This window comes from Bacteroidia bacterium, from assembly GCA_016218155.1.
Taxonomy (GTDB): Bacteria; Bacteroidota; Bacteroidia; order Bacteroidales; family GWA2-32-17; genus GWA2-32-17.
Genome location: JACREQ010000074.1, coordinates 12,727 through 35,071, shown reverse-complemented (window position 1 = coordinate 35,071; position 22,345 = coordinate 12,727). Strand labels below are relative to the sequence as shown.

Here is a 22,345-nt window from a genome sequence, read left to right as displayed (position 1 = left end):
TATGTCAAGCTATAAAATTATTGGTATTGCAATAAAAGACAGAATTAAAGAGGCAAATAAAACTCAGATAATTTTGTCGAAATATGCGCACATTGTTAAAACAAGGTTGGGTTTTCATGAGGTTTCTGAAAACACATGCAGTAGAGTAGGTTTTATTATTCTACAAATTGTTGATGCACCTGAAGAATTTTTTAAATTAAAAATGGAACTTACAGAAATTGGTGGAATTGAAGTTCAGGAAATGAATTTTTCGATATAAATATTTTGTCATCCTGAGTGGTACTAGAGTCACCCTGAGCGTCCGCCGCGGCGGATCGAAGGGTAAACTAGAATAGATTCTAGAATGACAGAAACAATAAAAACTATGAAAGAAATAAGAATTTTAGGCATATATGTTTCTGAAAGAAATAAAGATGCTATTGCAATCCAGAATTTGTTTACTAAATTTGGTTGTTCTATTAAAACAAGATTAGGTTTACATGAGGTAGTTGACAATTATTGCAGTTTAAGCGGACTGGTAATATTAGAGTTAACAGGCTTGGTTGATGAAATGGATTTGTTTGAATCAGAGCTTAAAAAAATAAATGGAGTTGAAGTACAAAAAATGATATTTAACAAATAAACTATGAGTCTAAAAGGAACACAAACAGAAAAAAACCTGTTAAAAGCATTCGCAGGCGAATCACAGGCAAGAAATCGTTATGAATTTTTCTCTAAAGTGGCTAAAAAAGAAGGTTACGAGCAAATTTCCGAAATGTTTATGATGACATCATTACAGGAAAAAACTCATGCAAAAAGATTTTTTAATTTTCTTGAAGGAGGTCCTGTAGAAATTACTGCAATTTATCCTGCAGGTATTATTGGAACTACTCCTCAGAATCTTTTAGCTGCAGCTAATGGCGAAAACGAGGAATGGACAATGCTTTATCCTGAATTTTCAGAGATAGCTTCAAAAGAAGGCTTTAAAGATGTTGCAACAGCTTTTAAATTAATTGCAAAAATTGAAGCAGAACATGAAGCAAGATTCAGAAAATTATTGGCAAATATTGAAAACGAAAAGGTTTTTCAGAAAGACGAAAAAGTAAAATGGATGTGCCGCGAGTGCGGATATATTCATGAAGGTACAAAAGCTTTGGAAAACTGCCCGGTATGCGCACATCCAAAAGCATTTTTTGAGTTATTGGGAGAAAATTTCTAAAAGCCACTAAAGTCCCCCTGAGCGCCTGCCCTGAGCCTGACGAAGGGAAGTCGAAGGGTCATGGTTCGACTCCGCTCACCATGACTATAGTAGTATTTTTTTTGATATTTTTATGCAGTCAGGTCTTTCGGCCTGACTGTTTTATTTTACATTTTTTTTGTCATTCTGAACGTAGTGAAGAATCTGCTTTCGAATTTAGATTCTTCGTTACACTCAGAATGACATTAGTTTATATGTTATTAATTTGTTGTTATTTAAAATAAAACTTTAAGTTATATTTGTAATTCATAAAATCCTAATTCGAAAATCGTAAATTCTAAATTAGATAATGGCTGCTAAAAGATTTGCAAGAACTGTAGTGAAAATAATGGGATGGCATTTAATTGGTTCATTTCCTCCCGATGCCAAAAAGCTTTTGGTTATTGCAGCACCACATACCAGCATTATGGATTTTATTATGGGTTGGCTGGGTTTACACAGCTTTGGAATTAGTGCAAAATTTGTAATTAAAAAAGAGTTTTTCTTTTTCCCGGTAGGACCGATAATTCGGGCATTAGGTGCAATACCTGTGAAAAGGGGAGACAGGCATAACGATATGGTTGCTCAAATGGTTGCTGAATATAAAAAACGTGATTCTTTTTTCCTTGTTATAACTCCTGAAGGAACACGTAAAAAAGTGAAACGGTGGAAAAAAGGTTTTTATCAGATAGCAACTGAAGCTAAAGTGCCTGTTGTTGTATCAACTGTTGATTACGGAAAAAAACAACTTGGACCACTTTGGATATTCGAGCCAACCGGCGACTTTGATGCCGATATGCTTAAAATAAAAGCTTGTTATGTTGGTGTAAAAGCTAAACATCCTGAAGGTTTTACTACAGAAAGCTAATATGGAAGAAATTAAAATTTCGCTTATACAAAGCGATCTAGTTTGGGAAAATCCTGCCGAAAATATGAAAAAGTTTGAAAATAATTTTTCAGACTTAAAAGGAAAAACCGATATTGTTTTATTGCCAGAAATGTTTACTACAGGATTCTCCATGAATCCTCGTCCGATTGCAGAAGCAATGGATGGACAAACTGTAAGCTGGATTATCAAACAATCTGCACATAATAATTTTGCAATTGGCGGAAGTGTTATTATTACAGAAAACGGAAAATATTTTAATCGTTTTATTTTTGCCGAACCTTCAGGTTTAATTCATTATTACGATAAACATCATTTATTTACTATTACCGGTGAACATAACGAATACACAGCCGGAAATACACGCACAATTGTAAAATATAAAGGTTTTAGATTTTTTCTGCAGATTTGTTACGACTTACGTTTTCCAGTGTGGATGCGCAATAAAAATGATTATGATGTAATGTTACTTGTTGCAAACTGGCCTGAGCGCAGAAATGATGCATGGAAAAAATTACTTTATGCTCGTGCTATGGAAAATCAGTGCTATGTAGCTGCAGTAAACAGAGTCGGTAATGATGGTAAGCAAATTTCTCATAGTGGCGACAGCATGATTATAGACTATGCTGGTAGAGAAATGGCATTTGCAAAACCTTTTGCAGAAGAAATAATAACATGCACAATAAATCTTGGATTACTAAACGATGCTAAAGAAAAATTTCCTGCGTGGAAAGATGCAGATGACTTTATTATAAAAATATAATTTTAAGATATTTGTCATGAGACAATTTAAATTTGTTATTTGTTATTTACTTCTGTTTTTTAATTATAGTTTAATTTATTGCCAGGTAAATACTTTAACTCCAAAAGAAAAAGATGGTAAATGGGGTTATGTAAATAATAAAGGAAAAGTAGTAATAAAATTTCAATATTATCAGGCTGAGCTTTTTAGTGAAGGAATCGCATTAGTTAGGGAATCTAGTGGTTTTATACCTTTTTATACTTTTATTGATGTAAAAGGGAAAAAAGTTTTTCTTGAAGAATATTTCAATGCTGGTTCTTTTTCAGATGGTTTAGCCTTTGTTCGTAAGTTCGAAAAATTTGGAACAGGATATTATGGATATATTAATACAAAAGGAGAATTAGTAATTCCATATAAATATAAAATTGTAGAAAAATTTTCAAATGGTTTTGCAGTAGTAGGAAAGGATAATCCTAATGAAGATACTTATGGTGATGGTAGTAGCATTTTTGGTGTAATAAATACGAATGATAGCTTATTGTCAAAAAGATGGTTCTCAAATGTTACAAGGTTTTCAAAAGATACATTTATTGTAACTATAAAAGATAAAAAATACACTTTGTTTTCAAATGGTGAGTTAGTATTCAAAGAAAATATTGTGTTTAATAAAAATGATACTACAAGTGATAATATCAATTTTTACGTTGTTGAAACTAAACCTGAATTTCCTGGTGGTGAATATGAAATGATGAAATGGGTTGCCCAAACTGTAATTTATCCTGAAATTGCTAAAGAAAAAGGTATACAGGGAAAAGTTTTTGTTCAGTTTATTATTGGTAAAGATGGTAATATCTCTGAAGTTGAACTTTTAAAAGGCGCCAATCCAATTTTGGATGAAGAAGCTATAAGAGTAATTTCAGCTATGCCTGCATGGAAACCAGGAAAACATAAAGGGCATTTAGTTAATGTGTTATTTCAAATACCATTAAATTTTAAGTTGAATTGATTTTTTTCTTGCTCACACTAGCATTCTGCGAGCGAGTGCTTTTTAGGTTTATAAATCAGAATTATTTAATCATTTTTATTGTTTCTTTAAAATTAGTATATTTGCTTTATGAATCTGATAGAAAGCAATATTGACAAAATTCGTGATTTATGTAAAAAGCATAATGTAGCTAGGCTATTTGTTATTGGTTCTGTGCTAACAAATAGATTTAAAAACGATAGTGATATTGATTTAGTTGTTGATTTTAATGGTGTTGAATTGTATGATTATGCCGATAATTATTTTGAATTAAAATTTTCACTTGAAAATATTTTTAAACATAAAGTAGATTTATTGGAAGATAAGGCAATTAGTAATCCATACTTAAGAAAATCAATTGATTCATCAAAACAACTTGTTTATGGATAGCGAAATTAAAACATGGCTTTTTGATATACAACAGGCCATTAGTGAGATTGAAAGTTATTTTATTGATAAACCTAAGAAATTCGAAGATTATTTAAAAGATATTAAAACAAAGCGTGCAATCGAAAGAGATATTGAAATTATTGGAGAAGCAATAAACCGAATCTTAAAAAAGGATAATAATTTTGAAATAGAAAACGCTCAAAAAATTATTGGAACACGTAATCGAATTGCACATGGTTACGATAAAATTTCGGACGATTTAATTTGGAGTATTGTTATTAATCATTTGCCAAAACTTAGTGCCGAAATTAATGCAAAATTAGAGGAGTAATTATTGTATTTGTTCATAAATCAGTTTACTTTAATCATTTTTTATATTTGTTTTTTAATTAATATGTTATTGATTATATTTGGTTTTTAGAAATAATTAAAGTTAAATTATTTTGAGCACTATAGAAGAAAGCACATATGACAAAATTTTCTTGTTTAAAGGTGATGGTATAAAAATAACAGCTTTTAATAAGTTATTAGACAAAAATTATAAACAAAATGGCTTTCAGAATATTTTTGCTGATTTTCAGGAATTTTACTTGAAAAATTACCTTGAATTTAACTTTGATGACTCATACAGACTTGTAAATAATTTTCTTAATTATTTGCAAAAAGAAAAAATTAGATCAGCTGATAGAATTGAATTTATTGATCTTTCCTTTTCAAAGTACAATGATTATAATCTCTCATTTTGTTGTAAGTTAGCAATGCTTTATGAAAAAGCAGATATTGAAAAGGCCTTAGAGTATATAAATACTATTGAAATAACAGAAAGATATAATAATACTGAATTTAAATATTTAATAGAATTAATTATATTGAAATCGAAATTGTTATTTGAAAAAAAAGAATTTGATTTATCCTTTAAAAATCTAATTAATGCATCAATGTTTTTGCCAAAATTAGATCGATTTGAATATTTAGAATTTTCATCAAGAATAGACAATTTAAATGCACAGATTTGTTTAGTAGAGGAAAAATATTGGGACTATTTATATTTTCACTTATGTAGTTCAATGTTCATATTATTGGCTAAAATATCAGATTTTCCACAACTAACAGGGTTTTATTATTGGAAACAAAATCAATATATTTTCTGGGATGAAATTGAAACACAAAATGTATTTGAAAAGCTTAATATAATTAATAAAAGCTTGGATATACATAATGAATTACTCTTATATGGATATGAAGTATTACCTAAAAATTATGGAATAATTGAAAAATATGATAATAAAGAAAAGTTAGAATTTATATTTAATAATAAAGATAATGATCCAAAAAGCTACTATAACTTATTAGAATATTCAAAAGAATTGAAATCAAAATCCCCAATAAAAGATGTTTTGGGAATAGGGCAATTTATATCTGAGACAATTACAAGTTATAATGAATCGGTTGATTAATCCATGCACTCGTCCTTGCATTCGCTCGCTACCAGCGAGTGAGCAATGCCCACACAGCTTAGTTCATAATTAAGCAGAGAAATCAATATTTACTATGCTTTTGTTTTAAGAGAATATAAATGCTCTTACTCCCAGATTAAGCAACCCGACACATTCCATGAACTAAAACTTCCACCCTCTGGTAAACCTATTGGTATTTGAACTTTTATAGTATGTTTACCTGCTTTTAAATCTCCAAGATCAATGTATGTAGGATTTGTTACAGTTCCGGGACACCAGTTCGATCTGCTTAAATCAGATGATGATAAACCATTTGGAAAATTCCCAGAGCAGGGGTTAAATAAACGGTATGAGCCACAGTCTTGTCTCCATGGAATAAATGAGAAGACAGTTTTATCATCCAGCAAAATTGTATTTTTCTTTTGTAGAAATTCATCACCGTTTTCCCAACCACCATGACCTGTTGTTATGAATTTCAGTTTTGCACTTTTAATGTCTTTATCTATGCTAAATGTTACTTCCAAACCTTTTTCATTGCTGAACATTGATCCGTAATTCTGACCATCCATTTCCAATATGTTTACAGTATTGAATAAAGGCAATACTTTGCTTTCTGAAAAGGCCTGGCTGTTTAGCGATGGATTTTCTTCAGGATGAATTGTAATGTTCATCGAGATTTTATGCCCACCTTTATCATAATTTCCAATAGTTACACCAACCCAGAGTTCTCTATTGCTTAAATAACTTGCAAGATCTGTAATGTCTTGTCTGAACGGTGTTATTTCATGCCATTTTTTACCTTTTTGTTCTAAATAATTGTATTTTAAAATGCCAAATGGAGTAAAAAATCTCATTAATTCCAGTAAAGGCAGATAATTTTCTGTTGCTACTACACCCTGATATTCTGAGCCATTTCCGTTTGTGTATTTTGGTAATTCTTTAGTGCCTTTTTGCAAACCATCCAAAAATGAAGTTGATTTATCGGTTGGTATAATAAAAGCAGTACCTGTTCTATCGTATGCATCGCCATTTGAGCATTGTTGAATATCGATAAATACATTTTGTCCTTTTTTAATAGGTGGAAATTTAATTTTACGAATTATTATAAGCCCTTTTGCAAATCTTAAAATACTATCGTTTGATTTTGCTTCATCAGAAAATCTTACAAGTTCTTCATCAAAAACTTTTATTGTAGTAAATCTACTTTGCCAAATAAGGTCACGGTAGGTTAAAACATCGGTTTTGGGAGTAGTGTTAAAACCAGATGACACAATATTTGGCTTATAATTTGTTAATTTTTCGATTTTTGATGCTGTTATAACATAATTCCCATTTCTAATAGTTTCTAAAACCAATCCTAAGTTCTGACCCAGCATTCCAGGTGCGCCTTTAACATCCAGTTCGTTTGTGTACCAGAGTTCAATGGTATTTGAATTAATAACAGTTTTTGCTTTTTTACAAATGTGACCAAGTATTGTTTTTGTTTCGTTAATTATTTCTAAGTTCTGTTTTGCAATAGATGTAGAATCAATAAATGCTGTAGTACTATTATTATTTAAAAATGCCATCTGAATATAAGAATTATCAGCCCGGTTAATTCTTGTTAATTCAAATGGATAAGATATTTTGTTTGACTGAATATTTTCAGAAGATAATAATGTTTCTTTTTTGTTAGTAATTACAACAATGGGATCTTGTTCTTCTTCAATTTTACCATTAGAATACCTTAGGTAAGTGATTTTATAGCCAAATATATCTGTTGTTTTTTCAGTTTGGGCATTACAAATATTTACTATAAAAATGAAAGCTAAAATTATACTTAATCTCATTTCTTTTTTATTATTTGAAGAATTTCAAAAAACTGTCTTTGTAATTTGCAGAAATATCAATTTCGGTATTGTTGTTTAGTATTACGTAACCGCCTAAACCTTTATGGTATGATTTTACCCAATTTAAATTTATAATGTGCGATTTATGTACACGTATAAAAGGGTAGGGGAGTATTTTTGCATAATGTTTTAAAAAGCGGCAAGCCATTTTTTTGCTACCATCTTTAAGATAGATATCTGTAAAATTTCCGTTACCCTGCAAACGAATAATTTCTTCCATTTTTATTACTTCAAAACCTTCAAGTGTAGGCAATATAACCTGGCGCTTTTCAGGTTCCTGCTCACGAAAATTTTCAACAACAACTCTGTTTCTGTCAAAAATTTCTTTGTTTATAACATGTTCCTGAACTTTGTTAACTGCAATAATAAGTTCTTCAATACTTACAGGTTTTAATAAATAATATGCAGCACTCTGGTTTAACGCTTTTAATGAATATTCTGAGAAAGCGGTTACAAAGATTGTTTCGAAATATAAATCTTTGCATTCATCTAATACATCAAAGGCATTTCCAAATGGTAATTCAACATCAAGAAAAACGAGTTGCGGATTTAATTCATGTAAAAGTGGTACAGCTTGTTTTGCATCTTTAGCTTCGCCCACCACCTCAATTTGCGGACAGTATTTAGTTAGGTAAGATTTTAATGCTTCCCTTGCCGATTGCTCATCTTCTACTATTACACTTCTTATTTTCATTAGAAATTAAACTGACAGTAGTTTTTGATAAAATTAATAAAAAATTTAATATGAGCTCCGTTTTTGATTACTGACAAAAACTAGAATGTCATCCAGAACGAAGTGAAGGATCTATTCTAGAATAGATTCTTCACTCCACTTCGTTTCATTCAGAATGACAAAATCGTGATGTTCCTCCGCTGCGGCGGACAGAATGACAAAACGATTTAAAACTCAATCCTAACAATAACCCCACTTTCAACTTCAGATTTTTCTGTAACTTCAAAACGAATATTATTATTGTATAATTTGTTAAGCAAATAAATTCTTTCGTGTACATTCTTTAATCCACGCGATTCGTGCAATTTCTGATTTTTTGTTTTAATGTTTTTACTTTCTTGTAAACCAATTCCATTATCGTCAATAAAAACAACAGTTTTATTACCTTCTTTTGTGAATTTTAATTTTAAAAGTCCTTTTGATTCTTTATAGCGTAAGCCATGCCAGATAGCATTTTCGAGGTTTGGTTGAATAATCATGTTTGGTATTTGAACAGTATCCTTGTCAATATTTTCATCAACCTCAATAATATATTCAAATTTGTCAGCAAAACGAAGTTTCTCAAGTTCAAGATATTTGGTTAACTGCTCAATTTCTAAACTTAAAGTCACATAATCTTTATTAGAATTTTCCATCATATTTCTCATTAAATTAGAATATGATGTTAAATATTTGTTTGCCTCAAGTTCATTGTTTTCGGCTATAAACTGGTTAACACTATTAAGACTGTTAAAAATAAAATGTGGATTCATTTCGCGTCTTAATGATTGCAAAGCGATTCTGATATTTCTCTTTTTTATAGAAATCCATGCTTTGATAATTATTGCCAGAAGAAATAATAAAATTAATACAGAACCTACCAGTACATAATTGTAATTGTTTTTTCTTACAATTAATTCGTCTTTTAAAGTTTTTTCTTTTTCAAGCTGAGAAATCTTTTTTTCGTTAATATTAAATATTTGTTTATCAACAAGACTACTGTCTTTTGATATAAGTGTTTCTAAATTACCAATGAAATTCTTATAAAGCTTAACAATATTCAGATTATCTTTATTTTTTTCGTAATAATTTGCCAACATTTCAAGACTTGATTTTGCTGCTTTGATATTTCCTTTATCTAATGAAAGCTTGTAAGCGTCGAGCAATACCTTAAGTCCTTCATCAACGCTATTTTTAGCAAAATATAATGAAGATAATTTTTGCATTTGCTGCAACTGGGTCTCAACATTTGCAATGTTTAATGATTGTTCTACAACTTCTTTCTGAACGGTTATTGCTTTATCGAAATTATTTGTTTCTGCATATAAATTAGCAATATCACTTTTAATAAGCATTGATTTTTCACTGTTACTATCAACAATATTTAAAGCCGAATTATAATTTTCGAGAGCTTGATCGCTATTATTCAATGCTAAATTAGCATTAGCCATTTGTGTAAGGTTTTGTACTTTTTCTGAACTATTATTGCTATTATTTAATAATACCGAATTTTGTTGCAGATATTGAAGTTTTACCTTAGTATTTGTATTGCCTTTTAAGCGGTATGCATCATTCTGGTTTATTTGTTTCTGTGTTTTATCAGTAGTGTATTCAGATGCTTTTAAAAAATTGTCTGATGCTACATCATTTTTTTTAAGGATTTCCTGAATTTTTGCCAGTTCTCTATAATATTCGCTTATTCTATTGCTTTTTTTCTTTTTTCCTGATTCAATTTGAACAGCTTTAATCATATAAACCTCGGCTTTTGCAAAATCTCCGGTTTTGATTAATTCCATTGCTAAATCGAAATATCCTGCAGAAATTTCTGAACTGTTTTGATTTGAACTTAATGAATTTTGAAGCTGTAATGCACTATTATTAATACTGCTATTGTTATTAATTAAGCTTACAGTATCTGCTGAGATTGACTGAGCTGTAGCAATAGACCAAGAAACAGCTACCAGATAAAAAAGAATAATTGCTCTTTTAAACATCGTTTTGAAATTATATACCAAAGTAAAAGAAATTTTATCATTTAAGGTAACTGTTTTACCAAGTCAAAATACTATTACACCCTTTTGTATTAAAATACAATTATTTATGAAAGTATTTTTGATCAAATTTTAAATCACAAAATTATGAAAACATTATTTTTTATTCTCGCCCTGTTTATAGTAAGCAAAATCTATTCACAGGACATAACTCAACCAATGATTGAGGTTACAGGAAGTGCCGAAATGAGTATTATTCCCGACCAGATTGAACTTGAAATTATTTTAAGTTCTAATTACAAAAGTTCCAAGCATTCTATGGATGAAGTTGAGAAAAAGTTTTTTTCTGTTCTCGAAGCTCATAACATTCCAAAGATGGCAGTTTCATTTATTTCTATGGATAATCCTTATTATTGGTATTATTGGTGGTGGGATTATAGACATTATTATGATACAAAAACTTATAAATTGAAATTTGATTGTGCAAAGTATGATTTGAGTTTTATTAAAGACTTCGACACAGATTTCATTCGTAGTTTAAGAATTACACAAAGCACACATTCAAAAATAACAGACTACAGAAGACAGGTAAAAGTAGAAGCTATAAAGGCTGCAAAAGAAAAAGCTCAGGTTTTATTAGAGGCTATTGGTCAGAAATGTGGAAGAGTATTGGAAGTTATAGAAATACAAGAACCTATATTGAATAATAATTCATGGTATGGCAATTTTAATAATAATTACAGTAATATGACTTCTAATTCGGTAATGTACCAACCAAGCACAGGTTCAGGATCTGGCAATAGTGAATCACATGTTCCATCAATCAAATTAAGATTTGAAATAAAAACAAAGTTTGAAATATTATAACATTTAACAATAATCAATATGAAAAAAATAACAGTAATTACAGCGGTTTTCTACTTGATGACATTATTTGGGTGTCGTAGTGGAAATGCACAGGATACAACAGTTGTAGCTCCGGCAGTAAAATTGACAAGTGAAAAAATTCAGGTAGCAATATTACTTGATGCTTCAAACAGTATGGATGGCTTGATTGAGCAGGCAAAATCCAGATTGTGGAATATAATTAATACACTTACAACTCTTAAATACGAAGGTAAAGAACCTGGTATTGAGATAGCTCTTTACATGTATGGGAATGATGGTTTGTCGGCAAGTACAAATTTTATCAGACAGGTAACTCCGTTTACAAGCGATTTGGATTTAATTTCTGAAAAATTATTTGCAATAACAACAAATGGTGGCTCCGAGTATTGCGGTGCTGTTATTGAACAGGCTGTAAAAAAACTTGACTGGGGAAGAGAAAGTTATAATATGAAACTTATTTATATTGCAGGCAATGAGCCTTTCACTCAGGGAAGTGTTAGTTACAAAGAGGCAATTAGTGAAGCTGTAAGTAAAGATATTTATATAAATACAATTCATTGTGGCAGCTGTTTGGAAGGCGAGAAGGGAAGTTGGAAAGACGGAGCCGATAGAGGCAAAGGAAAATATTTTTGTATAAATTCTAATGAAAAAGTTTTATATGTTGTTACACCTTATGATGAGCAAATAAATAATTGTAATATCAGATTAAATAAAACTTATATTTATTATGGATCGGCAGGATATACTGGTTATACAAACCAAAGTGCACAGGATATGAATGCCGGATCAATTTCAACTGCAAATGCCACAGAAAGAGTTGTTTCAAAATCAAAATCGGTTTATAATAATGTTTCATGGGATTTGGTTGATAAAATTTCTGCTGATTCTACTTATATTAAAAATGTTGATGTAAAAACACTTCCGAAAGAATATCAGAATCTTAACAAAGAACAATTACAGCAAGAAATAGAAAAGAAAACTAAAGAAAGAGATGATATTCAAAAGGAAATTTCACAACTTTCAAAAAAACGTATGGATTATATTGCAAGTCAAACAAAGGCAAGCAATACACAGGATGATTTTGGCAATGCAGTAAATATCTCAATAATGGAAGTTGCTAAAATTAAAGGTTATAAAGCGATTGAGAATTAAAATGGTTTAGTATAACAAAATACATAATATATGAAAATAATAATTTATTTAACCGCAATATTGCTTTGTTTGCTTGATATTTCAAGTTATGGGCAATCCGCAGGAAATGTGATTTACAACAATCCATACGTAATGACTCCACAGAAATTTAGTGTAAATATGAGGCAGGCTTACGATAATAACCCTGAAATAAGCGCAGAAGTACTTATGAATGTTCCTGCAAGCAGTTACACTGTTATTTTTAGTGTTACACAAAACGGGTCAACAGCAGTAGAAACCGACTCCCTGATGAATGTCAGAATTAACACTGTTCGTGCTGAACTTGCTGCAATTGGAATAAATAAGTCAAGTATTCATATTGATCTTATTTCATTTGTACCTTCATACTCGTTAAAACTTGAGGCAAAAAAATTCGGTAAAACAGCTAACGAAATTCCAATTGGCTTTCAATTAAAAAAGAATATTCACGTGCTAATCTATAATTATGACTTGCTTGACAAACTCACCACAATAATGGCAAAGGCTGAGATTTACGATATTGTTAAGGTAGATTATAATTTAGACAATTTAAAACTATATTTCGATACGATACGAAATACTGCAATTGATATTATAAAAAACAAAGAAAGAGATTTTACGAAAATGGGTTTAAAAATTGATATTTTAAACATGTATGATGGCTTTAACGCAACATACCCATTGGAGCGATATGCAAGCTATACAGCTTTCTACACAGGAAGTTCAATTGAAGAAATTAAAGTTGCTAAAAAGAAAAAAGAATATGCAAGAAAGAACACATTTATTACTGGAAAAAATGCAACAGTAAACATTAATGTTAATAATAACGACGAAGAAGATGACACCGAATTTATTGTTAAATATTCTGACAAGAATAAAACAATATATTATAACAAAATACCATTTAATCAGTTTGATGTTGTTTTAAACGCCGATTTTGCAGAACCTAGAATACAAATTGTATATTCATTAAAAGCTAAATACTCTGTCGAGAATCTTGAAAAATACGATGAGTCAAAAAGACTAAAAAAAGAAAGTGAAGAAAAGGATAAAAAAAGGAAGAAGAGGTTTATATAATTAAACCGGTGTTTTAATTTTAAGCAAGATTCTGAAAAGAGTCTTGCTTTTTTGTTTAAATTTGAAGTCTATTTAAAACTTTAAGATCAGGAATGCAACAAAAAAAGAAAGAAATACCTACGGTAAAACCTAAATTACACCCACGTAATAAAAACCGTGAGCGTTATAATTTTAAAGAACTTAAAGCTTGTTGTCCGGAATTAGTGTCATTTGTTAAATTGAATTTGTATAATGATGAATCCATAGATTTTGCTAATCCGGAAGCTGTAAAAGTTCTTAATAAAGCAATTTTGAAATATCATTATGGAATTGAAAGCTGGGATATTCCCGAAGGTTATTTATGTCCGCCAATTCCTGGTAGAGCAGATTATATACATCATATTGCAGATTTGTTATGCAGAAATAATTATGGTAAAATTCCTGTTGGTGAAAAAATAAAATGCATGGATGTTGGGATTGGAGCAAATAGTATTTACCCTATTATTGGTGTAAAAGAATATGGCTGGTCCTTTATTGGTTCAGATATCGATCCAATTTCTATTGCTAATGCAAAAAATATTATTTCTGAAAATTTATTATTAAAAGGAAAAGTTGAATGCAGAATGCAGGAGAATCCTAAAGATTTTTTCTATAGTGTTATTTCTAAAGATGAAATAATTGACTTTACAATTTGTAATCCTCCATTTCATCCAACCATAAAGGAAGCACAATCAGGTACATTAAGGAAATTATCTAATTTAAATAAGCATGAAATATCTGAGCCAATAAGAAATTTTGGTGGTCAGTATAATGAACTTTGCTATAAAGGCGGAGAGGAGCGATTTGTCGGAAATATGATTCGCGAAAGCAAAAAGTTTTCGAAAAATTGTTTCTGGTACACTTCATTAGTTGCAAAGCAAACACATTTACGAGGTTTTTATGAATTGCTTAAGCACCTTGAGGCAACAGAAGTGGAGACTATTCCAATGGGACAAGGAAATAAAACAAGCCGTATTTTAGCATGGTCGTTTTTAACTAAAGAGGAGCAAAAAAGCTGGAAGAATACGAGATGGAATGATTTTAAAAAAATATAAAATGCTAAATACTATATCTTCTTTGTCATTCTGAACGTAGTGTAACGAAGTGAAGAATCTATATACTAGATATATATAGCTTCGCTGCTCCGCCACAGCGGAGGACAGTATGACATTAAGGTGTTTTATGTCGTTAATAAATATGTTATTTTTATATCGAATAAATATTAAAAATTAAATTAAACAAAAAAAATAACACGTGATTAAAGCTGACTATAAAGATAAATCTCATATTGTAAATATTCTTACTAAGGTATTTGATGATAATAACAGTGTAAATTATGTGATAAAACAAGACAACAAAAGAGAACAAAGAATAAAAAAATTAATGGAATATTCTTTTGATATCTGTTATTTGTTTGGAAATGTTTATTTGTCGGAAGATAGAAATGCCTGCGCTTTGACTTTATTCCCAGATAAGCAAAAAACGACATTAAAAACTATTCTACTTGATTTAAAATTGGCTTATTCCTCAATAGGTTTAACCAGAATAAAAAAAGTACAGGATCGTAATTCAAAAATAAAAAATTCATATCCTAAAGAACCAATATTTTATTTATGGTTTATTGGTGTAAACTCAACAGTACAAAGTAAAGGAATAGGAAGTTCACTGATAAAGGATCTTATTAAAGAAAGTGAAATAACAAAGCGTCCAATATATTTAGAAACCTCGATGCAGAAAAATATAGAATTTTATAACAAACACGGTTTTAAAGTATATAAAGAATTAGATTTCGGACATAAGTTATTTTTAATTAAAAGAGATGTACATTAATTATTTTTTTTGTAATACACTTTTAGCTATTTTGGTAGCTAATTATTAGTATAATGTTTTTAAAATATTAATTATGAAAAAACTCGTTATTTTGCTTGGTAGCTTTTTATTTACTTTTTCAGTTATGTCACAAATGTATTTTGATAAAACCTATGGAGACGAAAATTATGATTATGGCTTTTCTGTTATTCAAACCCTAGACAGCGGTTATATTGTAACTGGTCGAAAAGTAAATATTTCAGGATATAGTGATGTTTATTTAATTAAAACCAATAATATTGGAGATACCATATGGACAAGAAAAATAGGTGGTACAGGTGATGAATATGGACTTTCTATAACAAAAGCTAGCGATAGTGGTTACATTGCAGTAGGATTTACAGGAAGTTTTGGCGCAGGTGGTAATGATGTTTATTTAATTAAGTTTAATGACAATGGAGATACTTTATGGACTAGAACTTTTGGTGGACCTGAAGGTAATGCAGGATTCTTTATTTCGCAAACAAATGATAATGGTTACATTATAACTGGATCAACTCATACCAATGGTGCAGTTGATTTGGATGTGTATCTTATTAAAATTGATGTAAATGGAGATACTTTGTGGACAAAATCTTATGGGGGGCAAAGTCATGATTATGGGAACTCTGTTATTCAAACAAATGACAATGGGTATATTATTACTGGAGTAACAGAAAGTTTTGGGTCAGGTTTAACAGATGTATATATAATACGTACAGATGAAAATGGAGATACATTATGGACAAAAACATTTGGTGGAACTGGTGACGACTCTGGCAAATCAGTTTCAAAAACTAGTGATGGAGGCTTTGTTATAGCAGGAGATATTCAAACCTCTGTAACTGATTGGTCTGCTTTCTTAAACAAAATTGATATAAATGGAAATATAATATGGACAAAAATTTATAGTTTGTTAGATTTTTATTTTAATTTTAATTCTGTTGTACAAACTAACGATGGTGGATTTATAGTTGCAGGAACCAAGTCACATATGTTTACAGGTGCAGATAATGTCTATTTAATTAAGACAAATAGCTATGGAGATACTTTGTGGTCTAATAATTATGTGAAAACTTATCATTCCTGGGGAAATTGTGTTGCTCAAACTTTTGATGGAGGATTTGTCATTTCAGGAACTGCAAATTATGATGTTTATTTAATTAAAACTGATGCCAATGGGGGTTTCGTAAAAATTGATGAAAAATTACTTGACACTAATAACTTTATTAAAATATATCCAAATCCAACATCAGGTATAATCAATTTACAAATCTCACAAGATTTTGGAACAATAAAGAAAATTGAAATATTTAACAATTTAGAGAAAATAAGGGAAATATCGCAGAATTTTTCAAATGTAGATATTAGTTCTTTTAAAGGGGGATTGTATTTTATTGTTGTAACAAATATTAATAATGAAAAAATAATTAGGAAAGTTATAAAAGAATAACTTTTGTAAGCATCATTAAATCATCGCCTCCCACAAAATTTCAACTGGATGCAATGCTTTTCTTCCTGTTCCATCTTCAATCTGGCAACGACAACTTGTTCCTGTCGCAGCAATTATAGTTTTGGTATCTGTTTTTCTGATTTCAGGAAATAATACCAATTCACCAATTTGCATTGATAGTTCGTAATGCTCCTTTTCATAACCAAATGAGCCTGCCATACCACAACATCCCGAAGGGATTTCGGTAGCTTTATAATTTGTTGGAATAGTAAGCATTTTTAAAGTAGGAGCAGTGGAGGCAATAGATTTTTGCTGACAATGTCCATGTAGTTTTATTTCTGCAGCTTCTGAAGTGAATGATTCTGATTTAATATTTCCTTTTGCAAATTCTGCAGCAATAAATTCATCAATCATTAAAGTGCTTTTTGCTAATACTTTGGATTTTTCGACTAATGATTTTTCAACAATTTCAGGATATTCATCTCTGAATGCTAAAATTGCTGATGGTTCGATTCCAATTAAAGGAGTTTCTTCTGTTATTATTTCAGAGAGATAATTTATATTCTGCTCGGCAATAACTTTTGCTTTTCGTAATAAACCCTTTGAGAAATAAGTTCTGCCACTAACTACATGTTTTGGAATAATTACCTCGTAACCTAATTTATTTAACAGGAGGATAGCTTTAATACCAATTTCAGGTTCATTTAAATTTGTGAATTCATCAGCAAATAAATAAACCTTTTTAGGAGATTCTGAAACAAGTCCAGAATGACGATTTGAGTTTTTTTCAAAATACTGAATAAGAGTTTCACTATAAACTTTTGGAATTTTTCTCTTAGTCGAAAATCCAATAAACGATTTTCCTAGGTTAGAAAACAGATTAAAAATTCCGGAAAAATTGGATCCAAATTGATTAATTTTTGGACTTAAAGCTATCATTTTTGTCCTTAAAGGAGTTCCATTCTCATCATAATAATGTTGAAGGAATTCTGCCTTCATTTTTGTAACATCTACACCACTTGGACATTCTGATTTACATGCTTTACACGATAAGCAAAGGTCCATTATTTCATAAATTTCTTTATGTGCGAATGGATTTATTTTTTTACTATTAGTCAAGTATTCGCGTAAAATATTTGCTCTTGCACGGGTAGATTGGTTTTCATTTTTGCTCGCCATGAAACTGGGGCACATTGTACCTCCAATAATTTCAGATTTTCGACAATCGGCAGAGCCGTTACATTTTTCTACTGAACCTAAAATTCCCAAATCCTGAGAGAAATCAAAAATGGTTTCAATCTTTCTAATTTCTTTATCAGTTTCAAACCTTAAACTCGAATTCATGGGAGGTGTGTCAGTAATTTTCCCAGGATTGAATATATGTTTTGGGTCCCAAGTCTCTTTTATCTGTTTTAAAAGCGAATAACAGTGATCGCCAATCATATAAGGAATAAATTCACCTCTTAGCCTACCATCACCATGTTCGCCACTTAATGAGCCACGATATTTTTTAACTAGCTCCGCAGATTCTTTTGCAATTGTTCTGAAAAGCTCTACATCCTTCTTTATTTTGAGATTTAAAACCGGGCGCATATGAATTTCTCCGGTTGCAATATGTGCATAGTATATGCAACTTAGATTATGTTTCTTAAATAAATTGTTTAAGTCAGCCATGTATTCAGGAAGTACATCAGGATGAACAGCTGTATCTTCAATTACAGGAACTGGTTTAGCGTCACCTGGTAAAGTACTTAGTACACCTAAGCCTGCTTTTCTGAGATTCCAGACCTTTTTTGTATCGGCACCAAACACAACAGGAAAATGATATCCGAAACCATTCGCACGCATATCGGTTTCAAGACTTTTTGCAATTTCGATAATTTCTTCACGGGTTTCTTTTGCAAATTCAACAATTAAAAGTGCTTGAGGATCACCTTCAAGAAAGAAACGGTTTTTGTTTTGCTCAATATTTCCTTTTGTAAGATCAAGTATTGCTTTGTCCATCAACTCAATTGAAGTAGGATTGTGTTTTAGGGCTACAAGATTTCCTTTAAAAGTATCTTCCAGAGAATTCATATGAATGCAAACCAAACCTATTTCTTTCGGCGGTAAGTCAACAAGATTAAGTTTTATTTCTGTAGTAAAAGCCAGAGTTCCTTCAGATCCGGCTAATAATTTACAAAAGTTGAATGGTGTCTCATTTTCTGAAAATGGAGAGGTTAAACTCAGTATGTCAATTGCATAACCAGTATTTCTTCGATGAATTCTTGAATCAGGATATTGCTTATTTATTTCCTCAATATTTGATTTGTCAGATAAGATTTCATTGATATTCTGGTATATTTTATTTTCTAATTTATCACCTTTTTGCTTTTGTTTAAATTCATCATTATTAATTTGTTTAAACTCTGCAATTGAACCATCACTTAAAATAGTATTTAACTCTAAAAGATGATCTCTTGTACTTCCATAAATTAAAGAATGAGCCCCACAGGAATTATTGCCAACCATTCCGCCAATCATACATCTTGTAGAAGTTGATGTTTCGGGTCCGAAAAACAATCCTTTTGGTGCAAGAATTTTGTTTAATTCATCCAATACCACACCTGGTTCAACTCTAACCCATTTTTCTTGTTCGTTAATTTCAATAACTTTGGTAAGGTATTTTGAAACGTCAACAATAATTCCGTTTCCCACAACTTGTCCGGCTAATGAGGTTCCGGCGGTTCTGGGAATAATTGGTACATTATTTTTTGATGCAAATGCAACAACTTTTTTAACATCGCTTACATTTTTTGGACGAATAACTGCAATAGGTTTTTCGCGATAAGCAGATGCATCTGTTGCATATAGTAGTCTTGTTGTTTCGTCGGTATATACGTCACCTTCAAAGTAATTTGAGAATATTTTAAGTTTTTCTTGAAAATTTATAGAATTCATTTTTATATTTTTTGTTAATCCAGAATTTATGGTTCTTTAAATATAAATATTCAAGGTTTTAATTAAATGAATTTACAGGCAATTGTAGTTAGAAAACCGATTAATGTAGATAATCCTGTTACCGATCCTCCCATATGAAATGCTTCAGGTAACATTGTTTCTGCAATCATTGTTAGCATAGCACCTGCAGCTAATCCGTCAATAAGAGCAAGGTATGAATGAGTTACATTTGCAAAAAAAACATTTCCAGCAATTGCTCCTACACCAGTTAATAACATTATGGTTGTCCACATAAACAATATTTTCATTTTTGAAAATTTTTGTTCTCTTAAGCCTATTGAGCTAGATAATGCTTCCGGGAAATTTGATAAAAATAAACCTGCAAGTAAAGATAAGCTCATAGTTCCCATTGTTAGCAGGCTTGAACCTATAACAATTGATTCTGGTATACCATCCAACATAATTCCTAACCATATTGCAAGTGCAGCGCCTCCCGCATGTTTTACTGATTGACTTTTAAGGTCGCTTGAATGTATGCTGCTTGATTTTCCATCTAAGTTGGAAATAGCTTTTTTATACCAGGCTTCAGCTTTTTCGTTGCTAACTATATGATTTTCTTTTAATAATTCAATTTGATTATTAATAATTTCTTCAACTTTTTTTGTTAATAAAGCTGATTGTGAAACAATTTTATCAAAATCTGTTTTTAAAACCATAAAAACAGATACGTCTGTTTCGGCAATAATACTAAACTCGTGCTTACTTCCGGTTAATAGTTCTATTTCGCCCAGTACAGCATTTTGTTCGGCAAATAATGTTAGGTTTTTATCTTCGTCAATTAATTTAACTTTTCCCGATTCAATTATTAATAATCTATCTCCAGGATCATCATGATGTACAAGGTGTTTTCCTGTTTTATAAGTCCTATTCTGAATGTAGGGAATAATTGACTGAAGTTCATCTGCAGGTAATTGTTGAAAAAGTGGAATTGTGCTTATTCTTTTTGCTAATTCATTTAGATTTTTACGTCTTACTTTTTTTAAATGAGAAAGTGCTGTACCAGTTTTTCTAAGAAATCCACCATTGTTATTTACTATTTGATTTAGAAAGAAATAGAATATTCCTCCAATAATACATCCCATTGCTAATATCCAAAAATGACCATTGTGAACTGCAACTGCAACTAAATCAATTGTTAAAGCAGCAAGAAGAGCGCCACCACCAAAAGCCATAAGTGCTGCTGTGATTTTTGATTTTGGCTTCCAAATAAAGGATAGTAATGCACCTAACGGTAAAGAAACTGCGCTTATTATTCCAAAAATAAAAGCATCAACCCAAGGGGTTCCTGTCATATAAAAATGATTTTTTAATTAACTTGCGCCAAGATAATAAAAAACTATAAATAATTTTAATGTCTGGAACTAAATGGATACCACTACTTTCTACTAACTTTTTAGGAGTATTCAACAATAATTATTTCAAATTACTGATAATTACTATTTCGGTAGCTTGGTTTCCAAAAGACTCAGGAGCCGATTCGTATATTGTTTCGTTAGCTTCAGGTTTATTTTTTGTTCCGTACATTTTTTTCTCACCACTGGCAGGGAAACTAGCGCAGATAATGTATAAAAAGAAGATTATTTTGTATTCCAGAATAGTTGAGTTTCCAATTTACGTGATTGGAGCTTTAGGATTTTATATTGAAAATATTTATGTCGTTTTGGTTTGTATTTTTTTGCTTGGAGTTGTGAGTACATTATTTTCACCTGCAAAATATGGTTTAATTCGCGATATTGGTGGTAATAGAGGTATTTCTTTCGGAACTGGAGCAATGGAAATGCTTGTATTTTTCGGAAACATTGTGGGGCCTGTAGTGGCTTCAATAATTTCTGATCATTATAATTACCATTTGCTGGCTGCTGTTTTAATAGGAGTTTCAGTATTAAGTTTTATTACAACTGTTTTAATAAAAGCTAATGAAACAGAGCCATTAAAAAGCTCTTCGGAAACAATTAATCCAATTATGTTTTTAATTAATTCATTTAAATGGGTAAAAGGATTTAAGGGAATGAATCTGATTGTTTTAGGTTTAGGCTCTTTCTGGATGATAGATGGTATGTTACAAATGAATTTAATTGTTCATTGCCCCGGAATACTTAAATTATCGAATACAGAAATGAGTATGGTAATGTCGATCGCCTTGATTGGAATCGGATTGGGAAGTTTAAGTTCGGGATTAATATCGAAAGGCAAAGTAGAATTGCTTTTAACTCCAATTGGTGGTTTTGGAATGGCAATTTTCTTAATTCTGGTTTACATAATTCAGCCAACAAATGTTTATTTGTTTTCAGTTTTTATCTTTTTTATAGCAATGTTCAGCGGAATATTTATGGTACCGTTAAGTGCTTATATTCAGACTAAAATTGAGGGTCGAAAGCAGGGAGACATGATTGCATATTCTAATTTTATTACATTTTTAATGCTTTTTATTGGCTCAGGATTATTTGGTTTTATTTCCGGTAAATTTGGAACAAATATGGTTTTTTTGTTTTTGCTTTTATCGGTTATTGTCATAACATTTCTACTTGTAAGATTTGTACCTGAAATGAGGGAAAGAGTTAATAGAATTTTACCATGAATTAAT

General features: G+C 30.5%; 21 protein-coding genes. 16 read left to right on the top strand and 5 right to left on the bottom strand.

Going from position 1 to position 22,345, the window contains the following annotated elements; all coding sequences use genetic code 11:
• Window position 1 precedes the first annotated feature (1 nt).
• The 9 genes from HY951_13565 to HY951_13525 all read left to right on the top strand — a co-directional run bounded on the left by HY951_13565 (window position 2) and on the right by HY951_13525 (window position 5,715).
• Complete coding sequence (locus HY951_13565; GenBank protein MBI5541088.1) at window positions 2–259, top strand: hypothetical protein; 258 nt, start codon at window positions 2–4, stop codon at window positions 257–259.
• Between the two features lie 84 nt (window positions 260–343).
• Window positions 344–622, top strand: coding sequence for a hypothetical protein (locus HY951_13560; GenBank protein ID MBI5541087.1), 279 nt, complete (start codon window positions 344–346; stop codon window positions 620–622).
• Between the two features lie 3 nt (window positions 623–625).
• Window positions 626–1,198, top strand: coding sequence for a rubrerythrin family protein (locus HY951_13555; GenBank protein ID MBI5541086.1), 573 nt, complete (start codon window positions 626–628; stop codon window positions 1,196–1,198).
• A gap of 367 nt (window positions 1,199–1,565) precedes the next feature.
• Window positions 1,566–2,084: a 1-acyl-sn-glycerol-3-phosphate acyltransferase gene (locus HY951_13550; protein MBI5541085.1), complete on the top strand. Its 519-nt coding sequence runs from the start codon at window positions 1,566–1,568 to the stop codon at window positions 2,082–2,084.
• A 1-nt stretch (window position 2,085) separates the two neighbouring features.
• Window positions 2,086–2,865: an amidohydrolase gene (locus HY951_13545; protein MBI5541084.1), complete on the top strand. Its 780-nt coding sequence runs from the start codon at window positions 2,086–2,088 to the stop codon at window positions 2,863–2,865.
• Between the two features lie 16 nt (window positions 2,866–2,881).
• Entirely contained in the window at window positions 2,882–3,850 is a 969-nt protein-coding gene (locus tag HY951_13540; GenBank protein MBI5541083.1) for a TonB family protein, read from the top strand.
• Window positions 3,851–3,958: 108 nt separating this feature from the next.
• Entirely contained in the window at window positions 3,959–4,258 is a 300-nt protein-coding gene (locus HY951_13535; GenBank protein ID MBI5541082.1) for a nucleotidyltransferase domain-containing protein, read from the top strand.
• Window positions 4,251–4,589, top strand: coding sequence for a DUF86 domain-containing protein (locus tag HY951_13530; protein MBI5541081.1), 339 nt, complete (start codon window positions 4,251–4,253; stop codon window positions 4,587–4,589). Before HY951_13535 ends, HY951_13530 begins: the two co-directional genes overlap by 8 nt.
• Before the next feature lie 259 nt (window positions 4,590–4,848).
• A complete protein-coding gene (locus HY951_13525) occupies window positions 4,849–5,715 on the top strand; it encodes a hypothetical protein (GenBank protein ID MBI5541080.1) in 867 nt (288 codons plus the stop codon).
• A 125-nt stretch (window positions 5,716–5,840) separates the two neighbouring features.
• Here the strand turns inward: HY951_13525 and HY951_13520 are convergent, their stop codons facing one another.
• From HY951_13520 to HY951_13510, 3 genes are all read right to left on the bottom strand, one after another.
• Window positions 5,841–7,544: a peptide-N-glycosidase gene (locus HY951_13520; GenBank protein ID MBI5541079.1), complete on the bottom strand. Its 1,704-nt coding sequence runs from the start codon at window positions 7,542–7,544 to the stop codon at window positions 5,841–5,843.
• A gap of 10 nt (window positions 7,545–7,554) precedes the next feature.
• Window positions 7,555–8,298, bottom strand: coding sequence for a response regulator transcription factor (locus HY951_13515; protein ID MBI5541078.1), 744 nt, complete (start codon window positions 8,296–8,298; stop codon window positions 7,555–7,557).
• A 206-nt stretch (window positions 8,299–8,504) separates the two neighbouring features.
• Window positions 8,505–10,310 (bottom strand): histidine kinase, encoded by a 1,806-nt coding sequence (locus HY951_13510; protein MBI5541077.1) that lies wholly within the window; start codon window positions 10,308–10,310, stop codon window positions 8,505–8,507.
• Between the two features lie 144 nt (window positions 10,311–10,454).
• Here HY951_13510 and HY951_13505 point away from each other — a divergent pair, with 144 nt between their 5' ends.
• The 6 genes from HY951_13505 (at window position 10,455) to HY951_13480 (ending at window position 16,761) form a co-directional block, all read left to right on the top strand.
• Window positions 10,455–11,174, top strand: a complete 720-nt coding sequence (locus HY951_13505) for an SIMPL domain-containing protein (protein MBI5541076.1) — start codon at window positions 10,455–10,457, stop codon at window positions 11,172–11,174.
• 18 nt (window positions 11,175–11,192) lie between these two features.
• A complete protein-coding gene (locus tag HY951_13500; GenBank protein ID MBI5541075.1) occupies window positions 11,193–12,347 on the top strand; it encodes a hypothetical protein in 1,155 nt (384 codons plus the stop codon).
• A 30-nt stretch (window positions 12,348–12,377) separates the two neighbouring features.
• Window positions 12,378–13,442: a hypothetical protein gene (locus tag HY951_13495; GenBank protein MBI5541074.1), complete on the top strand. Its 1,065-nt coding sequence runs from the start codon at window positions 12,378–12,380 to the stop codon at window positions 13,440–13,442.
• A 92-nt stretch (window positions 13,443–13,534) separates the two neighbouring features.
• Window positions 13,535–14,515, top strand: coding sequence for a 23S rRNA (adenine(1618)-N(6))-methyltransferase RlmF (rlmF, locus tag HY951_13490; GenBank protein MBI5541073.1), 981 nt, complete (start codon window positions 13,535–13,537; stop codon window positions 14,513–14,515).
• 199 nt (window positions 14,516–14,714) lie between these two features.
• Window positions 14,715–15,290, top strand: coding sequence for a GNAT family N-acetyltransferase (locus tag HY951_13485; GenBank protein MBI5541072.1), 576 nt, complete (start codon window positions 14,715–14,717; stop codon window positions 15,288–15,290).
• A gap of 73 nt (window positions 15,291–15,363) precedes the next feature.
• Window positions 15,364–16,761: a T9SS type A sorting domain-containing protein gene (locus HY951_13480; GenBank protein ID MBI5541071.1), complete on the top strand. Its 1,398-nt coding sequence runs from the start codon at window positions 15,364–15,366 to the stop codon at window positions 16,759–16,761.
• A 15-nt stretch (window positions 16,762–16,776) separates the two neighbouring features.
• Here HY951_13480 and HY951_13475 read toward each other — a convergent pair whose 3' ends face one another.
• Both HY951_13475 and HY951_13470 read right to left on the bottom strand, forming a co-directional pair.
• Window positions 16,777–19,701, bottom strand: a complete 2,925-nt coding sequence (locus HY951_13475; protein MBI5541070.1) for an FAD-binding protein — start codon at window positions 19,699–19,701, stop codon at window positions 16,777–16,779.
• 62 nt (window positions 19,702–19,763) lie between these two features.
• Window positions 19,764–21,053, bottom strand: coding sequence for a cyclic nucleotide-binding domain-containing protein (locus HY951_13470; GenBank protein ID MBI5541069.1), 1,290 nt, complete (start codon window positions 21,051–21,053; stop codon window positions 19,764–19,766).
• A 59-nt stretch (window positions 21,054–21,112) separates the two neighbouring features.
• Between HY951_13470 and HY951_13465 the strand changes: the two genes are divergently transcribed.
• Entirely contained in the window at window positions 21,113–22,339 is a 1,227-nt protein-coding gene (locus tag HY951_13465; protein MBI5541068.1) for an MFS transporter, read from the top strand.
• Window positions 22,340–22,345 lie beyond the last annotated feature (6 nt).

Excerpts from the sequence above, each read along its gene's own strand:
- HY951_13535 (MBI5541082.1), top strand. The coding sequence starts at position 3,959 with ATGAATCTGATAGAAAGCAATATTGACAAAATTCGTGATTTATGTAAA.
- HY951_13550 (MBI5541085.1), top strand. The coding sequence starts at position 1,566 with ATGGGATGGCATTTAATTGGTTCATTTCCTCCCGATGCCAAAAAGCTT.
- HY951_13500 (MBI5541075.1), top strand. The coding sequence starts at position 11,193 with ATGAAAAAAATAACAGTAATTACAGCGGTTTTCTACTTGATGACATTA.
- HY951_13465 (MBI5541068.1), top strand. The coding sequence starts at position 21,113 with ATGTCTGGAACTAAATGGATACCACTACTTTCTACTAACTTTTTAGGA.
- HY951_13480 (MBI5541071.1), top strand. The coding sequence starts at position 15,364 with ATGAAAAAACTCGTTATTTTGCTTGGTAGCTTTTTATTTACTTTTTCA.
- HY951_13565 (MBI5541088.1), top strand. The coding sequence starts at position 2 with ATGTCAAGCTATAAAATTATTGGTATTGCAATAAAAGACAGAATTAAA.
- HY951_13540 (MBI5541083.1), top strand. The coding sequence starts at position 2,882 with ATGAGACAATTTAAATTTGTTATTTGTTATTTACTTCTGTTTTTTAAT.
- HY951_13520 (MBI5541079.1), bottom strand. The coding sequence starts at position 7,544 with ATGAGATTAAGTATAATTTTAGCTTTCATTTTTATAGTAAATATTTGT.
- HY951_13475 (MBI5541070.1), bottom strand. The coding sequence starts at position 19,701 with ATGAATTCTATAAATTTTCAAGAAAAACTTAAAATATTCTCAAATTAC.
- HY951_13530 (MBI5541081.1), top strand. The coding sequence starts at position 4,251 with ATGGATAGCGAAATTAAAACATGGCTTTTTGATATACAACAGGCCATT.
- HY951_13495 (MBI5541074.1), top strand. The coding sequence starts at position 12,378 with ATGAAAATAATAATTTATTTAACCGCAATATTGCTTTGTTTGCTTGAT.
- HY951_13545 (MBI5541084.1), top strand. The coding sequence starts at position 2,086 with ATGGAAGAAATTAAAATTTCGCTTATACAAAGCGATCTAGTTTGGGAA.
- HY951_13505 (MBI5541076.1), top strand. The coding sequence starts at position 10,455 with ATGAAAACATTATTTTTTATTCTCGCCCTGTTTATAGTAAGCAAAATC.
- rlmF (MBI5541073.1), top strand. The coding sequence starts at position 13,535 with ATGCAACAAAAAAAGAAAGAAATACCTACGGTAAAACCTAAATTACAC.
- HY951_13510 (MBI5541077.1), bottom strand. The coding sequence starts at position 10,310 with ATGTTTAAAAGAGCAATTATTCTTTTTTATCTGGTAGCTGTTTCTTGG.
- HY951_13555 (MBI5541086.1), top strand. The coding sequence starts at position 626 with ATGAGTCTAAAAGGAACACAAACAGAAAAAAACCTGTTAAAAGCATTC.
- HY951_13560 (MBI5541087.1), top strand. The coding sequence starts at position 344 with ATGACAGAAACAATAAAAACTATGAAAGAAATAAGAATTTTAGGCATA.
- HY951_13515 (MBI5541078.1), bottom strand. The coding sequence starts at position 8,298 with ATGAAAATAAGAAGTGTAATAGTAGAAGATGAGCAATCGGCAAGGGAA.
- HY951_13470 (MBI5541069.1), bottom strand. The coding sequence starts at position 21,053 with ATGACAGGAACCCCTTGGGTTGATGCTTTTATTTTTGGAATAATAAGC.